We start from the raw sequence: 14,939 nt of genomic DNA, 5'->3' as shown, positions 1-14,939 counted from the left end.
CCCGAACCCCCCAGCGCAAAGCGCGCCAAACTGTTCGCGATGTCCTCGCACACCTGTTCGCGATGTCCCCGGTCCAAACAGGGGGGAGATTGGCAGCTTCACTGTTCAGCTCGTTTTGCTCCGTTGGTGATTGGCGAAAGCCGAAGTGACGTCCGATCTCCCCACTTGAGGGGGAGATGCCCGGCAGGGCAGAGGGGGGCGCCCTAGAGCGCTAAGCACGGCTTCTAGCGGTATCTCGCACGACATTCGCGGGATTCCGCACAGCCTCTGCGCAACGCATGGCTCATCGTCGCCGCTTCCAGGAGGCACCTATGAGCATTGTCGTTTTTGACCCCGACAGCACCGAGGACGTCGATTTCAAGGATCGCATGCGCCATCCGGCGGCGGCCGATCCGGCCGGCGGCATGTGGCTGTCCGATACCGAGCCGTCCTTCATCGACGCGGACGCGCTGCGCAAGGGGCGCCTTGCCAGGCTGCGTGCCTGGATGCGCGAGGCCGGCTATGGCGGCGCCGTTTTGTTCGACCCCTACAACCAGCGTTACGCCACCGGTTCGCGCAACATGTTCGGCTATTTCCTGCGCAACTCGACGCGCTATTTCTTCATCCCCACCGAAGGGCCGATCGTGCTGTTCGAATATCCGCAGAGCTACCATGTCTCGATGGCGCTCGACACGATCGACGAGGCGCGTCCGTCCAAGCTGGTATGGTCTTCGGTGTCGGGCCGCGACGACGAAACCGCGGGTCCCTTCGCCGACGAGATCGCCGATTTGCTCAAGGCGCATGGCGGCGGCTCGATGAAGCTCGGCCTCGACCGCTGCAGCCATCTGCAGGCGCTGGCGCTCGAAAAGCGCGGCTGCGACGTCCGCGATTGCCAGGGCGAGATTTTGGCGGTGCGTGCGGTCAAGACACCCGAGGAAGTAAAATGCCTGCAGGTGTCGATGGCCGGCGCCGAGGCCGCCGTCTATGCCGTGCGCGAGGCGATCAAGCCCGGCGTTTCCGAAAACGAGCTGTTCGCCATCATGTATGGCGAGGTGATCCGGCAGGGCGGCGAGTTCATCGAAACCCGTTTGCTGACCTCGGGCCAGCGCACCAATCCTTGGTTCAACGAAGCGAGCGGCCGCAAAATCAGGCCGGGCGAACTCTTGGCGCTCGATACCGACACGATCGGCTGCTACGGCTATTATTCGGATTTCTCGCGCACCTTCCGCTGCGGCCCGGGCAGGCCGACGGATTACCAGAAGTCGCTCTACAAGATGGCGCACGACCAGGTTCAGCACAATATCGGGGTCGTCAAGCCCGGCATGGCGTTTCGCGAGATTGCCGAAAAGGCCTGGAAGATCCCGGACCGCTTCGTCGACCAGCGCTATACCTCGGTCATGCACGGCGTCGGCATGCATGGCGAGACGCCGTTCATCGCGCATGCCATGGACTACGAGACCTATGGCCGCGACGGGGTCATCGTGCCCGGCATGGTGGTCAGCGTCGAGAGCTATATCGGCGAGAAGGGCGGCCGCGAGGGCGTCAAGCTGGAGGACGAGATCCTGATCACCGAGACCGGCACAGAACTTCTGTCGCGCTTCCCCTATGAGGACGATTTCCTTGACAGGCAGGTTTGAGTGCTGACAGGCAGTTTTGCATGAAAAGCCCGATCTCGATCAAGCGCGGCAAGGCGGCGGCGGTGTTCATCGATCTCCAGGAGGAGCATCGGCGGGACAAGCGCTATCTGGTCGAAGGCTATGGCGACATCCTCGCCAACGTCCAGCGGCTGCAGGCAGCGGCACGGGCCAATCATGTGCCGTTGTATCACTGGGCCTATGTCGTCGATCTCGCCACGGCACGGCCGTTCCACCCGGTCGAGGCCAACGGCAAGTCGGCCTTTTCCGACAAGGACGATCCGCTGACGGCGATCTGTCCGGAAGTGGCGCCTGCAGCCGGCGAGACGATGCTGGTCAAGACGCAGGCCAGCGCCTTTGGTGGAGGGGCTGCCGCCGGGCGGCTCAAGGCCGACGACATCGAGTGGCTGGTCGTTGCCGGCGTCTGGACCGAGGCCTGCATCGATGCCACCGTCAAAGATGCGGTGGCGCTCGGGTTTCGCGTGCTGCTGGTCAAGGATGCCTGCGGCAGCGGCAGCACGGCGATGCACCAGACGGCCATCCTCAACCTCGCCAACCGGCTCTATGGCGGTGCCGTCACCACCACCGAGGCCGCCTGCCGGCTGCTGGCAGGCGAGACGGTCGATGCCTGGCAGGTCGAGGGCTCGGTGCCGCTGCGTTTCAGCTACGAAAACGCCGACCGCCTCTATGCCGAGCTCTGAGCGGAATCGCGCCGCGATGGTCACCGAAGCCGAGCGACCCGAAACGACAGACCGCGGAAAATACCTGACGCTGCTCGATCCGGAGCTGTGGGCCTATATCGACCGGGTCAACGAGTGGTATCCGCCCGAAATCGTCTACATGCCGATCGACAGGCAGCGGGCGGTCTATGATGCCATGTGCCGGGCGTTTCGCGAGCCCTATCCACCCGGCGTCAAGGCCAGCGACAGCAGCGTCGGCGACGGTGCGATCCCGGTCCGGCGTTACCAGATGGCGGGAACGGCACCGCAGGCGATGGTTGTCTATTATCACGGCGGCGGCTTCGTGCTTGGCGGGCTCGACAGCCATGACGACATCTGCGCCGAGATCTGCGCCGGCACCGGCTTTGCCGTGCTGTCCGCCGACTACCGGCTGGCGCCGGAACATCTGCATCCTGCGGCCTTCGAGGATGCGCTGGCCGTATTCGAATGGGCTGCGGCGACGACCGAACTGCCCATCGTGCTCTGCGGCGAAAGCGCCGGCGGCAACCTGGCCGCAGCAGTGGCGCAGGCGACGCGCCGCCATCCTCGCCGCGCGATCGGCCAGGTGCTGATCTATCCCGAGCTCGGCGGTGACGAGCTAGACGGCCCAGAGCTGGACGGCAAAGCGCGCACCGGCTCCTATATCGAGCACGCCGAGGCACCGCTGCTGACGTTGCGGGACGTCGAATTCTACCGCCATATCCGGGCAGCGAAGGGGCAGTCGCCGGACGACCCGACATTTTCGCCACTTAACGATAGCGACTTCTCCGGCCTGCCGCCGACGGTCATCGTCACCGCGCAATGCGATCCGCTGTCATCGGACGGCCAGGCCTATCGCGACCGCATCCTTGCCGCCGGCGGTAAGGCATGGTGGCGCGAGGAGCCGCGCCTCGTGCACAGTTTCCTGCGCGCCCGCAAGACCGTGCCGCGCGCCGGCGAGGCCTTTGATCGCATCGTCGCGGCTATAGCCGCGCTGGGTGGGCGCAAGTGGCCGGAGTGACGGCGGAGTGCGGCTCTCATGCCGGCCAGGCAAGCGGAGAAATCCGCTCTCCTCAAGCTCCCCACTGCGGAACAGCGCACAACAACTGCGGAAACCCGAACACTTGCCCGCTCAGGCCAGCATTATCATAACCTGACGTAAGGCGCCCCTGCGAAACGCATCCACCCCCCGCGGCGCGGTCGGTCGGAGGCGCCCAACAAAGAGGGAACGACGATGAAGTTCATGCTGACCGATCGGAAATTGCATCCGCAGGCCGCGCCCGTCGCCGACGGCTTCAAGAAGGGCCAGATGAACCGGCGCGAATATCTCGCCACCATGGCCGCGTTTGGTGTCAGCGCTGCCGGCGCGCTGGCGCTTGGCGGGCTTGCTCCGTCACCGGCCAGGGCCGAGGAGGCGAAGCGCGGCGGCGTCTTGCGCGTTGCCATGAACGTCAAGGGCTGGAAGGATCCGCGCACCTTCGACGGCGTCGAGATGTCCAACGTCGCCCGCCAGTGTAATGAATATCTGGTACGCTGGAACCGCGACTTCACCTTCGAGCCATGGCTGCTCGAGAGCTGGGAGACCAGCGACGATGCCCGCGTGCTGACGCTGCATGTCCGCAAAGGCGTCAACTGGTCGAATGGCGACACCTTCAACGCCGACGATGTCATTCACAATCTGACGCGCTGGTGCGATGCGTCCGTCGCCGGCAATTCTGTCGCCGCGCGGATCGGCGCGCTGGTCAACGCGGACACCAAGAAAGCCGTCGACGGCGGCATCGAACGCGTCGACGACTTCACCGTGCGGCTCAATTTGCCCAAGCCCGACATCTCGCTGATTGCCGGCATGGCCGACTATCCGGCGCTGATCATGCATCGCAGCTATGAAGGCGACGGCGACCCGCTGAAGGCATTGGCGATCACCACCGGGCCGTGCGAACTCGTGGCATGGGACGCCGAGGTCGGCGCCGAAGTCCGCCGCAAGGATAAGCCATGGTGGAAGGGCGAGTTCTACCTCGACGGCATCAAATGGGTCGACTACGGCTCCGACCCCAACGCCATGCTGTCGGCCTTCGAATCGGGCGAGATCGACACCGACCACGAAACCGCCTCCGACACGGTTGCGCAGACCGACTCGATGGGCCTGAGCAATTCCGAGATCGCCACCGGCTCGACGATCGTCGCGCGTTTCAATGTCGCCAATCCGCCCTATGACGACATCAAGGTGCGCCGCGCCGCCCAGCTCGCCGTCGACAACGCCGCTGTGCTGAAGATCGGCATGGACAACCGCGGCAAGCCGGCCGAGAACCATCATGTCGGGCCGATGCATCCCGAATATGCGGATATCGGCCCAGCCGTGCGCAACATCGATCAAGCCAAGGCCCTGCTCGCCGAGGCCGGCAAGGCCGATCACGAATACGAGCTCATTTCGGTCGACGTCGACTGGCAAAAGACCACCGGCGACGCCATCGCAGCGCAGATGCGCGAGGCTGGGCTGAAGATCAAGCGCACGGTGCTGCCGGCCGCCACCTTCTGGAACGACTGGAGCAAATATCCGTTCTCCTGCACCGAATGGCTCGGCCGGCCGCTGGGCATCCAGGTGCTGGCGCTGGCCTACAAATCGGGCGCCGCCTGGAACGAGAGCGCTTACGCCAATCCGGAATTCGACAGCCTACTCGACAAGGCGCTGGCGATGCCCGATGCCGGCGACCGCAAGGAGATCATGGCGAAGATCGAGCAGAATCTCCGCGATTCCGGCATTATCATCCAGCCCTACTGGCGCTCGGTCTACCGCACCTACCGCAAGGGCGTCCATGGCTGCGAGCAGCACCAGTCGCTCGAGCAGCATTTCGAGAAGGTTTGGCTCGAGGCGTGACTCGTGCCGCCCGACGGAAAGCCGGCGCCCAAGGCAGCGGAAGCCGGCGTCAGCCGGCGGTGCCCGCCCTTGAAATCTCCCGCCCGAGGCGCACCGTTTCCCGCACCAGCAGGTCCAGATCGTCACGCCGGGTACGGTGGTTGTTGATGGCGACCCTGAGGCAATGCTGGCCATGCACCGTCGTGTCGGAAATGGCGGCGATGCCTTCTTCCTGCAGCCTCAGCATGATCTCGGTATTGAGCGCTTTCAGGCGCTCAGCGTCCAACCCATCGGCGCGATAGCGAAAGCAGACGATGTTGATGTTCACCGGCGCCACCAGCTCGAGCGCCGGTTCGGCCTCGATCAGCTCACCGAGATAATGCCCTTGCGCGATGTTCTGGTCGATCAGCCGGCCGAACTTTTCGATGCCGTGTTCTCGCAGCGCCATCCACACCTTCAGCGCCCGGAAGCCGCGTGAGGTCTGCAAGCCGTAGTCGTGCAGCCATTGGCCGGAGGCCAGGCCGCGCGGCGTCGATTCCAGATATTCCGGCGTCACCGCGAACGTGCGGCGATGCGCGGAGGCATCCCGGATCAGCGCGCAGCCGACCTCGAAGGGCGCGTGCAGCCATTTATGCGGATCCAGCGCGATTGAGTGGGCGTGCTCGATGCCGGCAACGCGATGCGAATTGTCCGGCGCAATCGCAAGCAAGGCGCCGATGCAGCCATCGACGTGAAACCACAGATCCTCTTTTGCCGCCAGGTCGGCCAGCGCTTGCAGATCGTCGATTGCGCCGGTGTTCACCGTGCCGGCCGTACCGATCACGCAGGCCGGCTTGAAACCGGCGTCACGGTCCTCGGCGATCGCCGCCCGTAACGCAGCGATGTCGATCCGCAGCCCGGCATCGCTCGGGATGCGGCGCAGCGCCCGGTTGCCGAGGCCGAGCGCCTCCATCGCCTTGCGATGACAGGAGTGAAGCTGGTCGGAGCCGTAGAAACGCAGTGGCTTGTCGATGCCAGCAACGCCGTGCTCGCGTATGTCGATGCCGGCCTTGGCGTTGCGCGCCACGGTCAGACCGATGATGTTGGCCATCGAGCCGCCGCTGACCAGTGTGCCGCTGGCCGATTGCGGAAAGCCCATCATGTCCTTGCACCAGTCGACGACCTGGTTGTCCATCAGCGCGGCGGAATGGTTGCCGCCGCCGAGGTTGGAGCCCTGGATCGCCGCCAGGAAATCGCCGAGCGCGCCGGTGAAATTGCTCGAGCCCATATACCAGGACCAGAAGCGCGGATGGATGTTGCCCATCGGATAGGGCATCAAGCTCCTGGTGACGTCGCCATAGATTTCTGCCAGCGGCGCCGGCGAACGCGGCAGCGGCGATGTGAAGAAGGTCCTCACATCGACCGGCATCTCCTGCCACACCGGACGCTCTCTGACATCGCGCAGGTAAGCGACGGCATCGTCGACGATCCGATGCGACAGGACCTGCACATCGGCCCAGTTCGAGGGGTCAAGCGTTTCCTCGCTGGCCGTGACGGCCAATCCAGGTTTCGTGTCCATGCAGGCCGCTCCCGATGTGCCGCCGTCACGCCGGAAACTGGCAGCCGGGCGTCGACTGCGAAAGCGCGGTCTCCTCGGCGTCCATCTCCGCTTCGATGCCGTCGAACAGCGGCGTGGTCATGTAACGCTCGCCGGTGTCGGGAAGCATGCACAGGATCACCGAGCCGGGTAGCGCCTTTTCCGCGATCTGCCGCGCCACCGCGAAGGTCGCCCCGCCGGAGATGCCGGTGAAAATCCCTTCCTTCTGCGCCAGCGCCTTGGCCCATTTCATGCCCTCGGGCCCGGCAATCGGCACCACGTCGTCGTAGAGGCTTGTATCGATCGCCTCCTGCAGCACGTCCGGAATGAAGTCGGGCGTCCAGCCCTGGATCGGATGCGGCTCGAACGCTGGATGGCTGGCGGCAGGCGCGCCGCCGGCGCCGCGCTGCTGCGGCTTGCCGCTGCCGATAAGCTGCGCATTGGCCGGTTCGGCGAGCACGATCCGGGTCTCCGGCCGCTCGCGGCGCAGCACGCGTCCGACGCCGGCGACGGTGCCGCCCGTGCCATAGCCGGTGACGAAACAGTCGAGCCGCGAGCCGGCGAAATCGTTGATGATCTCGCGCGCCGTGGTCGCTTCGTGAATGGCGGCATTGGCCTTGGTCTCGAACTGGCGGGCAAGGAACCAGCCATTGGCCTCGGCGAGCTCCACCGCCTTCGTGTACATGCCAAAACCCTTCTGGGCGCGCGGCGTCAGCACCACCTTGGCGCCCAGCATGCGCATCAGCTTGCGGCGTTCGATGGAAAAACTGTCGGCCATCGTCACCACCAGCGGATAGCCCTTCTGGGCGCAAACCATGGCAAGGCCGATGCCGGTGTTGCCGCTGGTCGCCTCGACCACGGTCTGGCCCGGCTTCAAGGCGCCGCTGCGCTCGCCCTCCTCGATGATGTTGAGTGCCAGCCTGTCCTTTACCGAGGCGGCGGGATTGAAGAATTCGGCCTTCACATAGATCGTGGCATGGTCCGGTCCGAGATTATTGATGCGGATCACCGGCGTATCGCCGACCGTGTCGAGAATGCTGTCGAACAGACGGCCGCGCCCGGCGGTGGTTCTGATTTTCTGTTGATGCAACATGTCGATCTCCTCGCGTTGTCGTTGTCTCTTGTCGTCACGGGCCGGTTACAGACCGGTGGCTTGGGCGGCGAGGTTTCGAGACCTTGCCACGCTACATCTGCCTCCCGGCAATGCCAGCATCCGGCGCGGGAATTCGCTGCCGGATGCACCGTGTCACGTTTGGTGATAAAACAAAGGCCGACTGGCCAGCGTGGGAGCAGGCGTGGAAACTTACGTGGAATCCGCCCGATCGAGCCTCGGCGGCGAGATGGCCGGTCTTTCCGTGCGTCTGCTCGGACCGCTGACGATCGCACGCAACGGCATCATCATCCAGCTCCCAAAATCGCGCAAGCTGCGTGCGCTGCTCGCCTATCTGGCGCTGGCGCCGCATCCGGTCGGCCGCAGCCGCCTCTGCGAGCTTTTGTGGGATGTGCCGAACGACCCGCGCGGCGAGCTTCGCTGGTGCTTGAGCAAGCTTAGAGGCATCCTCGATGAACCGCACCATCGCAGGGTCGAGACACCAGGCGACACGATCGCGCTTGATCTGAGAGGTGCTTCCGTCGACGCTGTCGACATAGCTTCGGCCGCCGCCAAGGGCGTTGAGACGCTCGGTCTGGAGCGGCTGCAGGCTCTTTCCGGAATGTTCGCCGGCGATTTTCTCGATGGGCTGGAGATCGACCGCAGCCCGCATTTTAACGGTTGGCTGATCGCTCAGCGCCGCCGCTTCAGCTCCTGGCACGCCGCAATCCTGGAACACCTCGTCAACAAGCTTCCGGCGGATGCCGACGAAATGTCCTCGCATCTGGACAAATGGCTGGAACTCGCTCCGTTCGACGGGCGCGCGCATGTGGCTCTTCTGAAAAGGCTGGCGCAGCGCGGCCAGTTTGGCGCGGGCGAGGAACATCTCGCTTCCGCGGCGCGGCTGTTTGCTTCAGAGGATCTGGATTTCGGAGCCGTTCGTGAGGCATGGCGGACGATCCGCGGCGAACGACCTGCAGCAGCGCTCTGGGCGCGACCTTCACTCGTACCCGCGGCCCCCCACGCGTCAATTGTGCCTCCCCGTTCCGATACTGCTGCATCGCAGAAGGCTTCGCTCGCCGTGATGCCGTTTGCCGAAGAGGCGGCTGTCGGCGGCCCGCGCGGTGGATTGGCCGACGGCCTCACCCACGACATCATCACCCGCCTGGCCAAGCTCAGGGACTTTTTCGTCATCGCACGCGGCTCGGTGTTTGCGCTCGCCGAAAAAAACATTGCGCCGGAGGACGCCGGCCGCCGGCTCAACGTCGACTATGTCGCCACCGGCACGGTACGCTGCCAGGCAGCCCGCGTCGTGGTCAGCGTGGAACTTGTCGAGGTGCGCACGGCCAGGATCGTCTGGGCCGAGACGTTCGAGCGCAGACCGGACGACATCTTTACCGTGCTCGACGACATCGGCAACAGCATCGTCTCGTCGATCTCGGCCGAGATCGAAACCGTCGAGCGCAACCGCGCCATGCTGAAGGCGCCCAATTCGCTGAACGCCTGGGAAGCCTACCATCGCGGGCTCTGGCACATGTATCGCTTCACCCGCACGGAAAACGAGCAGGCCCGGCATTTCTTCGACACGGCCTTGAAGCTCGATCCGACCTTCGCCCGCGCCTATGCCGGCCTCTCCTTCACCCATTGGCAAAATGCCTTCCAGCGTTGGGGCGACCGCGACCAGGAAAGCGCCTTGGCCTTCGAGGCAGCCGGCCAGAGCCTGCTCGTCGACGATCACAATCCAGCCGCTCACTGGGCCATGGGGCGGGCGCTGTGGCTGCGCGGCGAACAGGACGGCTCCCTCACCGAGCTCGAACGCGCCGTAGACCTCAGCCCGAATTTCGCGCTCGGCCACTATGCGCTGTCATTCGTCCATTCGCAGTCCGGCGACCCGCAGGCCGCGATCGGCTCGTCCGACCATTCCAGGCATCTAAGTCCCTTCGATCCGCTGCTGTTCGGCATGTTGGGCGCCAGGGCGATGTCGCATGTCCGGCTTGGCCAGTTCGACGAGGCCGCCGAATGGGCGCTGAAAGCAGCCGCCCGTCCCAACGCCCATGCCATCATCCTGGCGATTGCCGCGCATTGCCTTGCGCTGGCGGGGCGGCTGAGCGAGGCACGAAGTTTCGCCGCTGCGCTGCGCAAGATGCTGCCGAACTACTGCGCCGACGATTTCATCGGCACCTTTCGCTTCGAGCCGGACGCCGAGGCGCTGTTCCGGCAAGGCGCCAAGCGGATCGGGCTGGGGTGAGACAAGGCGTGGTTCGTCCGGCTCTCTAAACCGCTCATCGCGGCTGGCGCCACGAAACATCGTCATGTCCGCAGCCAAGGCGCATCGTCAGGCTGACCTTGAGGATGTTTGCCGTCGCTTGGCCCGACGGCCAGTACGAAAAGTCGGCAAAGGGGCGGCGTTTCTTTCGGCCCCCGCAACGGGTTGGGCTGGGTTCGAAAAAAAATACCACAATAGATCGCGATTAGGGCGATCTTATAAGAAGTGGTCTCGTCGCGTCTTTTCGTAGAGCTGGCGCAAAAGTCACAACGATATGGAGCATTACTTGTATCAACGAGAAGCAAAGCTAATGGAACGTTCCGTAATCGTGCTGGAGACGAATGTTTCAGTGTCTGCTAAGATAACCGGTGCTGATTCCGAAATATTAAGCATCTGCCAAATTCAATCCTGCGATATTGGGATTTGTCCTTGTCACAGGCGGACTCGGATGCAATTTCTTGGAGGCACAGCCGCGTCAGCGGATTGTTGAAACATGCTTGGGCGGACGGGGCACTAAGCATGGAGAGGCATATTGACATTCGCTAATGCGGCGGCCCCCGCCGGGAGCGTTCCCTCCGACGTTAGAGATTACGACAACCATCGGCTAAGTCGTCGAATGCGTCGCCCACAGCCTGGCTCTCGTTTGATAGCCGGCGAAGCTTTGCCCTCCTCCGATTGGCGCCAGACTCCGCGGCAAAGGCGGGGATCGCCGCCTGCAACGGCCTTCCGATATGGACGATGTCCGCCAGCCAGTCGGAGGAATGAACCATGAAATTCGTAATCTGTGCGGCCTTGGCCACTGCTGTGATGGCGATCGCCGGTTGTACCACCGACGATTACGATGATTGTCGCGGAAAGGGCTGCCTGGTTGATCCGCCCCACAAAGCCGGCCGAAAGATTGATGACCGGCCGCAGTTCGACAGGAACGGCAATCCCAACTTCGATACCAGGGGCCGTTACATCGGCTGCCATGGGCTCGGATGTAAAGTCGACGATCCTGATGACGGGGATCAAAGCATCGACGACAGACCGCAGTACGACAACGAAGGCAATCCCACCTTCGATACGCAAGGCAACTACCAAGGCTGCCGCGGCATCGGCTGCGAGGTCGATACACCGGACGATGACAGTTCATCGGACGATGACGATTCCGAATAAGGGACTCCGGGGCGAAAAAGAGGAAGCCAATTATGTCTGAATTCAGCGGCCTGGTCCGGCGACATGCCAAAATCGTTATAGTTGGCCTCACGGGGCTGGGAATGACGCTGACATCCGCCTTCGCTGCGGGTAGCGCCTGCGACGGCATAAAGGTCGAAGCGACGAAGGCGCGCAAGCAGGAATATGCATCTCTCGTCGCCTCGGCGTTGAACAACAAGGTCAAGCCCGCTCGGGTGAAGTTCATCACGATCATAGAGAACGGCAACTGGAGCGCCGCTTACGTCTCCACGCCCGTGAGCGACGACGGTGTGATGTTCTTCCAGACAGTCGATGGAAAAAAGCAGTTCCGCGACGTCTGGGGCGGCTATGCCGAGCCGTCGGAAAAACCTGAACTGGTATCCTGGGCGAAGAAGCTCGGCGCCGCAAGATCTGGCAAAGTGTTTTGCCGAGCAAGTTACGGAATGATGGTGATCGGTGGAGATTTGCCGCCGACGCCGTTGGCGCATGAGGAGAACAACTATTCCGGCGTGATGGAAGTCGTGTCACGGTCTCCGAAGGTGACAAAGCTGATCCAACGAAAACCAGATAATCACGCCATGGGCACGGCTGACCGTGGCAATGACGGACAGCTGAAGAGGACATGGGGCGGGGCTGAGCAACTTAAGAGCTTGACTGCAACCGGAAAGGGAAATCGATGAAAACCGCAATACTGATTGCTGCCGTGGTTCCGGCCATGCCGACTTTCGCCTTCGCCGAGGACAAGTGCGCCGATGCCAAGGATCAGGCCACCATGAACCAGTGCTTCGGTGCCGAGTTTCAGAAATCCGACAAGAAGCTCAACGAGCTTTACAAGCAGATCGAAGCCCGCCTGAAGAACGATGCGGATACCAAGAAGCTTCTTGTTCAGGCACAGCGGGATTGGGGCAAGTTTCGCGACGCGGAGTGCAGTTTCCAGACCGCGGGAGCGGCCGGAGGAAGCATGATGCCAATGCTCATCGCGCAGTGCATGGACGGCCTTACGCAATCCCGTGCCAAAGATTTCGAAGGCTATCTGAACTGCCAGGAGGGCGACATGAGCTGCCCTGTTCCGGCCGCGAACTGACACACGCCACAGCTGATCTGATCACGATGACGCCGGCGGCGAGCGTGGCGTCGCCACCGGGCATGAAAGGATGCGAGGCGCGCCAGGGCAGTGCGGACAATTGGCTCAACGGCGATTTCATCGACGGTCCACTGTGCGCTACCGCAACGACAGATCGCTACCTAACCCGGACGGATAGGCATAACCGGAGACCAGTGACAGTCAGGAAATGGCGCCTCTCTGAGCAAGACGCTGCGGTACTGTGCCGACGATTTCTTCAATCCCTTACGTTTTCGAGCCCGACGCCGAGGCCCGTTTCGGCAAGGCACCAGGCGGATTGGCTGGCGTGATGGCGGCGCGCCTTACTAGTGGTCGCGACAAAGGCAAAACTTCAAGTTGCTCTCACCAAATCTGCAACGAGGATTCGACAGTGTCGTCCGCCGAAGCTAGGCTACTTTGGGGGTATTATGGGCCATGTCTCGCATCTCTTTCGTTCGTGTCTTGTTGTGTTTTGCATCGATGCTGCTGGGCGCTCCGGTGGCGCATGCCGGTTTGCAGTTTCAAGCCGGGCAGACCGACTCCGGATTTCAGTATATCCTCGTGTCGGGTGATTTCTCGTATCAGGACGACCTATCGGTTTTCGAGGCACTGGCACGGTCCAATGCATCAGTCGCTGTCACCTTCCAGTCCCCCGGCGGCAATATCCAGAAGGCTATGGAGCTTGGCCGCCTTATTCGTAGGCTGCGCCTTAGCACGGCTCAATTCAGGGCTGTCGAGTGTGCTTCGGCCTGTTCCCTGGCGTTCCTTGGTGGCGTTGTGCGCTTTGCCGAGCCGGGTTCCATCGGCGTCCATAGATCCTCATTCAGTGGCGACATTCCCGTAAACAGCAAGGACGCCGTTTCCGGCATCCAGCAAATGACCGCCGACATCATCACCTACATGATCGAAATGGGCGTGGATCCCGCTCTGCTTCAGCTTTCGCTGCAATATGACAGTGACGACATACGTTATCTTTCTAGGAGCGAGATGGCTAAGTACAAGGTCGTTACCTTGGAACCCGAAGCAAGCTGGCCGCAGGTCGCAAACCAGGCACCATCCTCGACGCCATCGTCCCAGCAAGCGCCGTTACAACCGCCTGTCGCCTCTTTGCCACCTGCTTCCACGAATCCTTCACTCGTTATTCCTCAAGCCCGCTCGGGCCGTATTCTCCGCTCCCAGGGCGCGGCGCCTTTAAAGGCCCTCCCAGAGGTAAAATCCGCCACGCTCGCAAATGTGCGAAACGGCAGCGCAGTCGTGATCTTGGGTAATGTCGAGCGATGGTACCGTGTCCGTGCAGGCGGTCAGGTCGGCTACATGCATGACACCTGGGTCTACGTCGACCAGTATGAGAGCGGCCCCTTCGGACAGCGTCATATCCAGGTCAAGAGCTTCGACAATCTCGCCGAGACGGAGGCCTATGTGCGATCGGCATCAATCCCGCTTGTCGCCTACCTCGCCACCAACGGGTGGTTCGCCATTACGTTACGCGGCACCTATGCCCAGGATGCCGCTAAGGACCTAGCTAAGGCGATGAAGGAAAACGGGGCGATCCCCGACGACGCCTACGTTACTTATGGCAACACTTACGTCCGCAATGTCTGTTGTCGCTAACCGGCACGTTTAACAGCAAGGGCAGCACTTCACCCGGCCGGACCCCAAAAGGCCATGAAACAACAAAAAAGCCCGGCAAAACCGGGCTTTTTCTTGAAGTCTCCGAACCATATCAAACGGTCCGAAACGGGAATTTGGTGCCCAGAAGAGGACTCGAACCTCCACTCCTTGCGGAACACGGACCTGAACCGTGCGCGTCTACCAATTCCGCCATCTGGGCTGGTGCGCGCTCATTAAGCGGGCGAGGGATGAGTGTCAACGCGCTTTTTTGAATGCCGCGTGCCTTCTCCGCCTCAATGCTCCAGCACTTCCTTCGATGCCACCGTCGAATCGGCGTTGAGCGTATAGATGACCGGCACGCCGGTGCCGAGCTCGAGCTTGACGATCTCCTCGCCCGATTTGCCGTCCAGCGCCATGATCAGCGCGCGCAGCGAATTGCCGTGTGCCGCCACCAGCACCGTGCCGCCGCGCAGCACATGCGGCTGCAGATCGTGCAGGTAATAGGGCCAGACGCGCGCGCCGGTGTCTTTCAGGCTTTCACCGCCGGGCGGCGCCACGTCGTAGGAGCGGCGCCAAATATGCACCTGCTCCTCGCCCCATTTCTTGCGCGCATCATCCTTGTTGAGGCCAGAGAGATCGCCATAGTCGCGCTCGTTCAGCGCCTGGTCGCGGATGGTCTCGAGCTCGCTCTGGCCAACGGCGTCGAGAATATGCTGGCAGGTCTTCTGCGCCCGGATCAGCGACGACGTGAAGGCGATGTCGAATTTCATGCCGCGCGCCCTGAGCTTGGCGCCCGCCGCCTTGGCCTCGGCATGACCCAGTTCGGTCAGGTCGACGTCGCGCCAGCCGGTAAACAGGTTCTTCAGGTTCCATTCGCTCTGGCCGTGGCGCACGAGCACGAGAGTTCTCGACATATTTGCTCCTTCAAATTTTGTGAATCAGCCAAATCTGTG

General features: G+C 62.6%; 12 protein-coding genes and 1 tRNA gene. 9 read left to right on the top strand and 4 right to left on the bottom strand.

Annotation, left to right across the window (positions count from 1 at the left end):
• The first annotated feature begins 311 nt into the window (after positions 1-311).
• The 4 genes from NKI63_RS25640 to NKI63_RS25625 all read left to right on the top strand — a co-directional run bounded on the left by NKI63_RS25640 (position 312) and on the right by NKI63_RS25625 (position 5,186).
• Positions 312-1,616: a M24 family metallopeptidase gene (locus tag NKI63_RS25640; protein WP_352823863.1), complete on the top strand. Its 1,305-nt coding sequence runs from the start codon at positions 312-314 to the stop codon at positions 1,614-1,616.
• Between the two features lie 20 nt (positions 1,617-1,636).
• Complete coding sequence (locus NKI63_RS25635) at positions 1,637-2,314, top strand: isochorismatase family protein (protein ID WP_352823861.1); 678 nt, start codon at positions 1,637-1,639, stop codon at positions 2,312-2,314.
• 16 nt (positions 2,315-2,330) lie between these two features.
• Entirely contained in the window at positions 2,331-3,332 is a 1,002-nt protein-coding gene (locus tag NKI63_RS25630) for an alpha/beta hydrolase (protein WP_352823858.1), read from the top strand.
• A 213-nt stretch (positions 3,333-3,545) separates the two neighbouring features.
• Positions 3,546-5,186, top strand: coding sequence for an ABC transporter substrate-binding protein (locus tag NKI63_RS25625; protein ID WP_352823855.1), 1,641 nt, complete (start codon positions 3,546-3,548; stop codon positions 5,184-5,186).
• 49 nt (positions 5,187-5,235) lie between these two features.
• Here the strand turns inward: NKI63_RS25625 and NKI63_RS25620 are convergent, their stop codons facing one another.
• Together NKI63_RS25620 and NKI63_RS25615 are read right to left on the bottom strand one after the other, a co-directional pair.
• Positions 5,236-6,723 carry a pyridoxal phosphate-dependent decarboxylase family protein gene (locus tag NKI63_RS25620; protein ID WP_352689807.1) on the bottom strand — a complete coding sequence of 496 codons (1,488 nt, stop codon included), beginning with the start codon at positions 6,721-6,723 and terminating at the stop codon, positions 5,236-5,238.
• 25 nt (positions 6,724-6,748) lie between these two features.
• Positions 6,749-7,834: a PLP-dependent cysteine synthase family protein gene (locus NKI63_RS25615; RefSeq protein ID WP_352508625.1), complete on the bottom strand. Its 1,086-nt coding sequence runs from the start codon at positions 7,832-7,834 to the stop codon at positions 6,749-6,751.
• 247 nt (positions 7,835-8,081) lie between these two features.
• Between NKI63_RS25615 and NKI63_RS25610 the strand changes: the two genes are divergently transcribed.
• The 5 genes from NKI63_RS25610 (at position 8,082) to NKI63_RS25590 (ending at position 13,986) form a co-directional block, all read left to right on the top strand.
• Positions 8,082-10,079 (top strand): transcriptional regulator, encoded by a 1,998-nt coding sequence (locus NKI63_RS25610; protein ID WP_352689823.1) that lies wholly within the window; start codon positions 8,082-8,084, stop codon positions 10,077-10,079.
• A gap of 825 nt (positions 10,080-10,904) precedes the next feature.
• Positions 10,905-11,255: a hypothetical protein gene (locus NKI63_RS25605; RefSeq protein WP_502900510.1), complete on the top strand. Its 351-nt coding sequence runs from the start codon at positions 10,905-10,907 to the stop codon at positions 11,253-11,255.
• 32 nt (positions 11,256-11,287) lie between these two features.
• Complete coding sequence (locus NKI63_RS25600) at positions 11,288-11,953, top strand: hypothetical protein (protein ID WP_352823850.1); 666 nt, start codon at positions 11,288-11,290, stop codon at positions 11,951-11,953.
• The gene (locus NKI63_RS25595; RefSeq protein ID WP_352509726.1) at positions 11,950-12,357 is read left to right on the top strand and encodes a lysozyme inhibitor LprI family protein; all 408 of its coding nucleotides are present in this window, start codon (positions 11,950-11,952) and stop codon (positions 12,355-12,357) included. Before NKI63_RS25600 ends, NKI63_RS25595 begins: the two co-directional genes overlap by 4 nt.
• A 453-nt stretch (positions 12,358-12,810) precedes the next feature.
• On the top strand, positions 12,811-13,986 hold the full coding sequence (locus NKI63_RS25590) for a hypothetical protein (protein ID WP_352509724.1): 1,176 nt from the start codon (positions 12,811-12,813) through the stop codon (positions 13,984-13,986).
• A gap of 135 nt (positions 13,987-14,121) precedes the next feature.
• On the opposite strand, the gene NKI63_RS25585 is transcribed toward NKI63_RS25590, so the two are convergent.
• Together NKI63_RS25585 and NKI63_RS25580 are read right to left on the bottom strand one after the other, a co-directional pair.
• Positions 14,122-14,206 (bottom strand) — tRNA-Leu (locus NKI63_RS25585).
• A 73-nt stretch (positions 14,207-14,279) separates the two neighbouring features.
• On the bottom strand, positions 14,280-14,900 hold the full coding sequence (locus tag NKI63_RS25580; RefSeq protein WP_352823847.1) for a 2,3-bisphosphoglycerate-dependent phosphoglycerate mutase: 621 nt from the start codon (positions 14,898-14,900) through the stop codon (positions 14,280-14,282).
• Between the last annotated feature and the right edge of the window lie 39 nt (positions 14,901-14,939).

The sequence above is a fragment of the Mesorhizobium sp. M0410 genome (assembly GCF_040321435.1).
Classification (GTDB): domain Bacteria; phylum Pseudomonadota; class Alphaproteobacteria; order Rhizobiales; family Rhizobiaceae; genus Mesorhizobium.
Note: the sequence above shows the minus strand (reverse complement) of the source record. Positions and strands in the feature narration are given on the sequence as shown.

What these genes read in the sequence shown, in the direction of transcription:
- NKI63_RS25640 (WP_352823863.1), top strand. Translation starts at nt 312, where the DNA reads ATGAGCATTGTCGTTTTTGACCCCGACAGCACCGAGGACGTCGATTTC.
- NKI63_RS25635 (WP_352823861.1), top strand. Translation starts at nt 1,637, where the DNA reads ATGAAAAGCCCGATCTCGATCAAGCGCGGCAAGGCGGCGGCGGTGTTC.
- NKI63_RS25630 (WP_352823858.1), top strand. Translation starts at nt 2,331, where the DNA reads ATGGTCACCGAAGCCGAGCGACCCGAAACGACAGACCGCGGAAAATAC.
- NKI63_RS25625 (WP_352823855.1), top strand. Translation starts at nt 3,546, where the DNA reads ATGAAGTTCATGCTGACCGATCGGAAATTGCATCCGCAGGCCGCGCCC.
- NKI63_RS25620 (WP_352689807.1), bottom strand. Translation starts at nt 6,723, where the DNA reads ATGGACACGAAACCTGGATTGGCCGTCACGGCCAGCGAGGAAACGCTT.
- NKI63_RS25615 (WP_352508625.1), bottom strand. Translation starts at nt 7,834, where the DNA reads ATGTTGCATCAACAGAAAATCAGAACCACCGCCGGGCGCGGCCGTCTG.
- NKI63_RS25610 (WP_352689823.1), top strand. Translation starts at nt 8,082, where the DNA reads ATGGCCGGTCTTTCCGTGCGTCTGCTCGGACCGCTGACGATCGCACGC.
- NKI63_RS25605 (WP_502900510.1), top strand. Translation starts at nt 10,905, where the DNA reads ATGGCGATCGCCGGTTGTACCACCGACGATTACGATGATTGTCGCGGA.
- NKI63_RS25600 (WP_352823850.1), top strand. Translation starts at nt 11,288, where the DNA reads ATGTCTGAATTCAGCGGCCTGGTCCGGCGACATGCCAAAATCGTTATA.
- NKI63_RS25595 (WP_352509726.1), top strand. Translation starts at nt 11,950, where the DNA reads ATGAAAACCGCAATACTGATTGCTGCCGTGGTTCCGGCCATGCCGACT.
- NKI63_RS25590 (WP_352509724.1), top strand. Translation starts at nt 12,811, where the DNA reads ATGTCTCGCATCTCTTTCGTTCGTGTCTTGTTGTGTTTTGCATCGATG.
- NKI63_RS25580 (WP_352823847.1), bottom strand. Translation starts at nt 14,900, where the DNA reads ATGTCGAGAACTCTCGTGCTCGTGCGCCACGGCCAGAGCGAATGGAAC.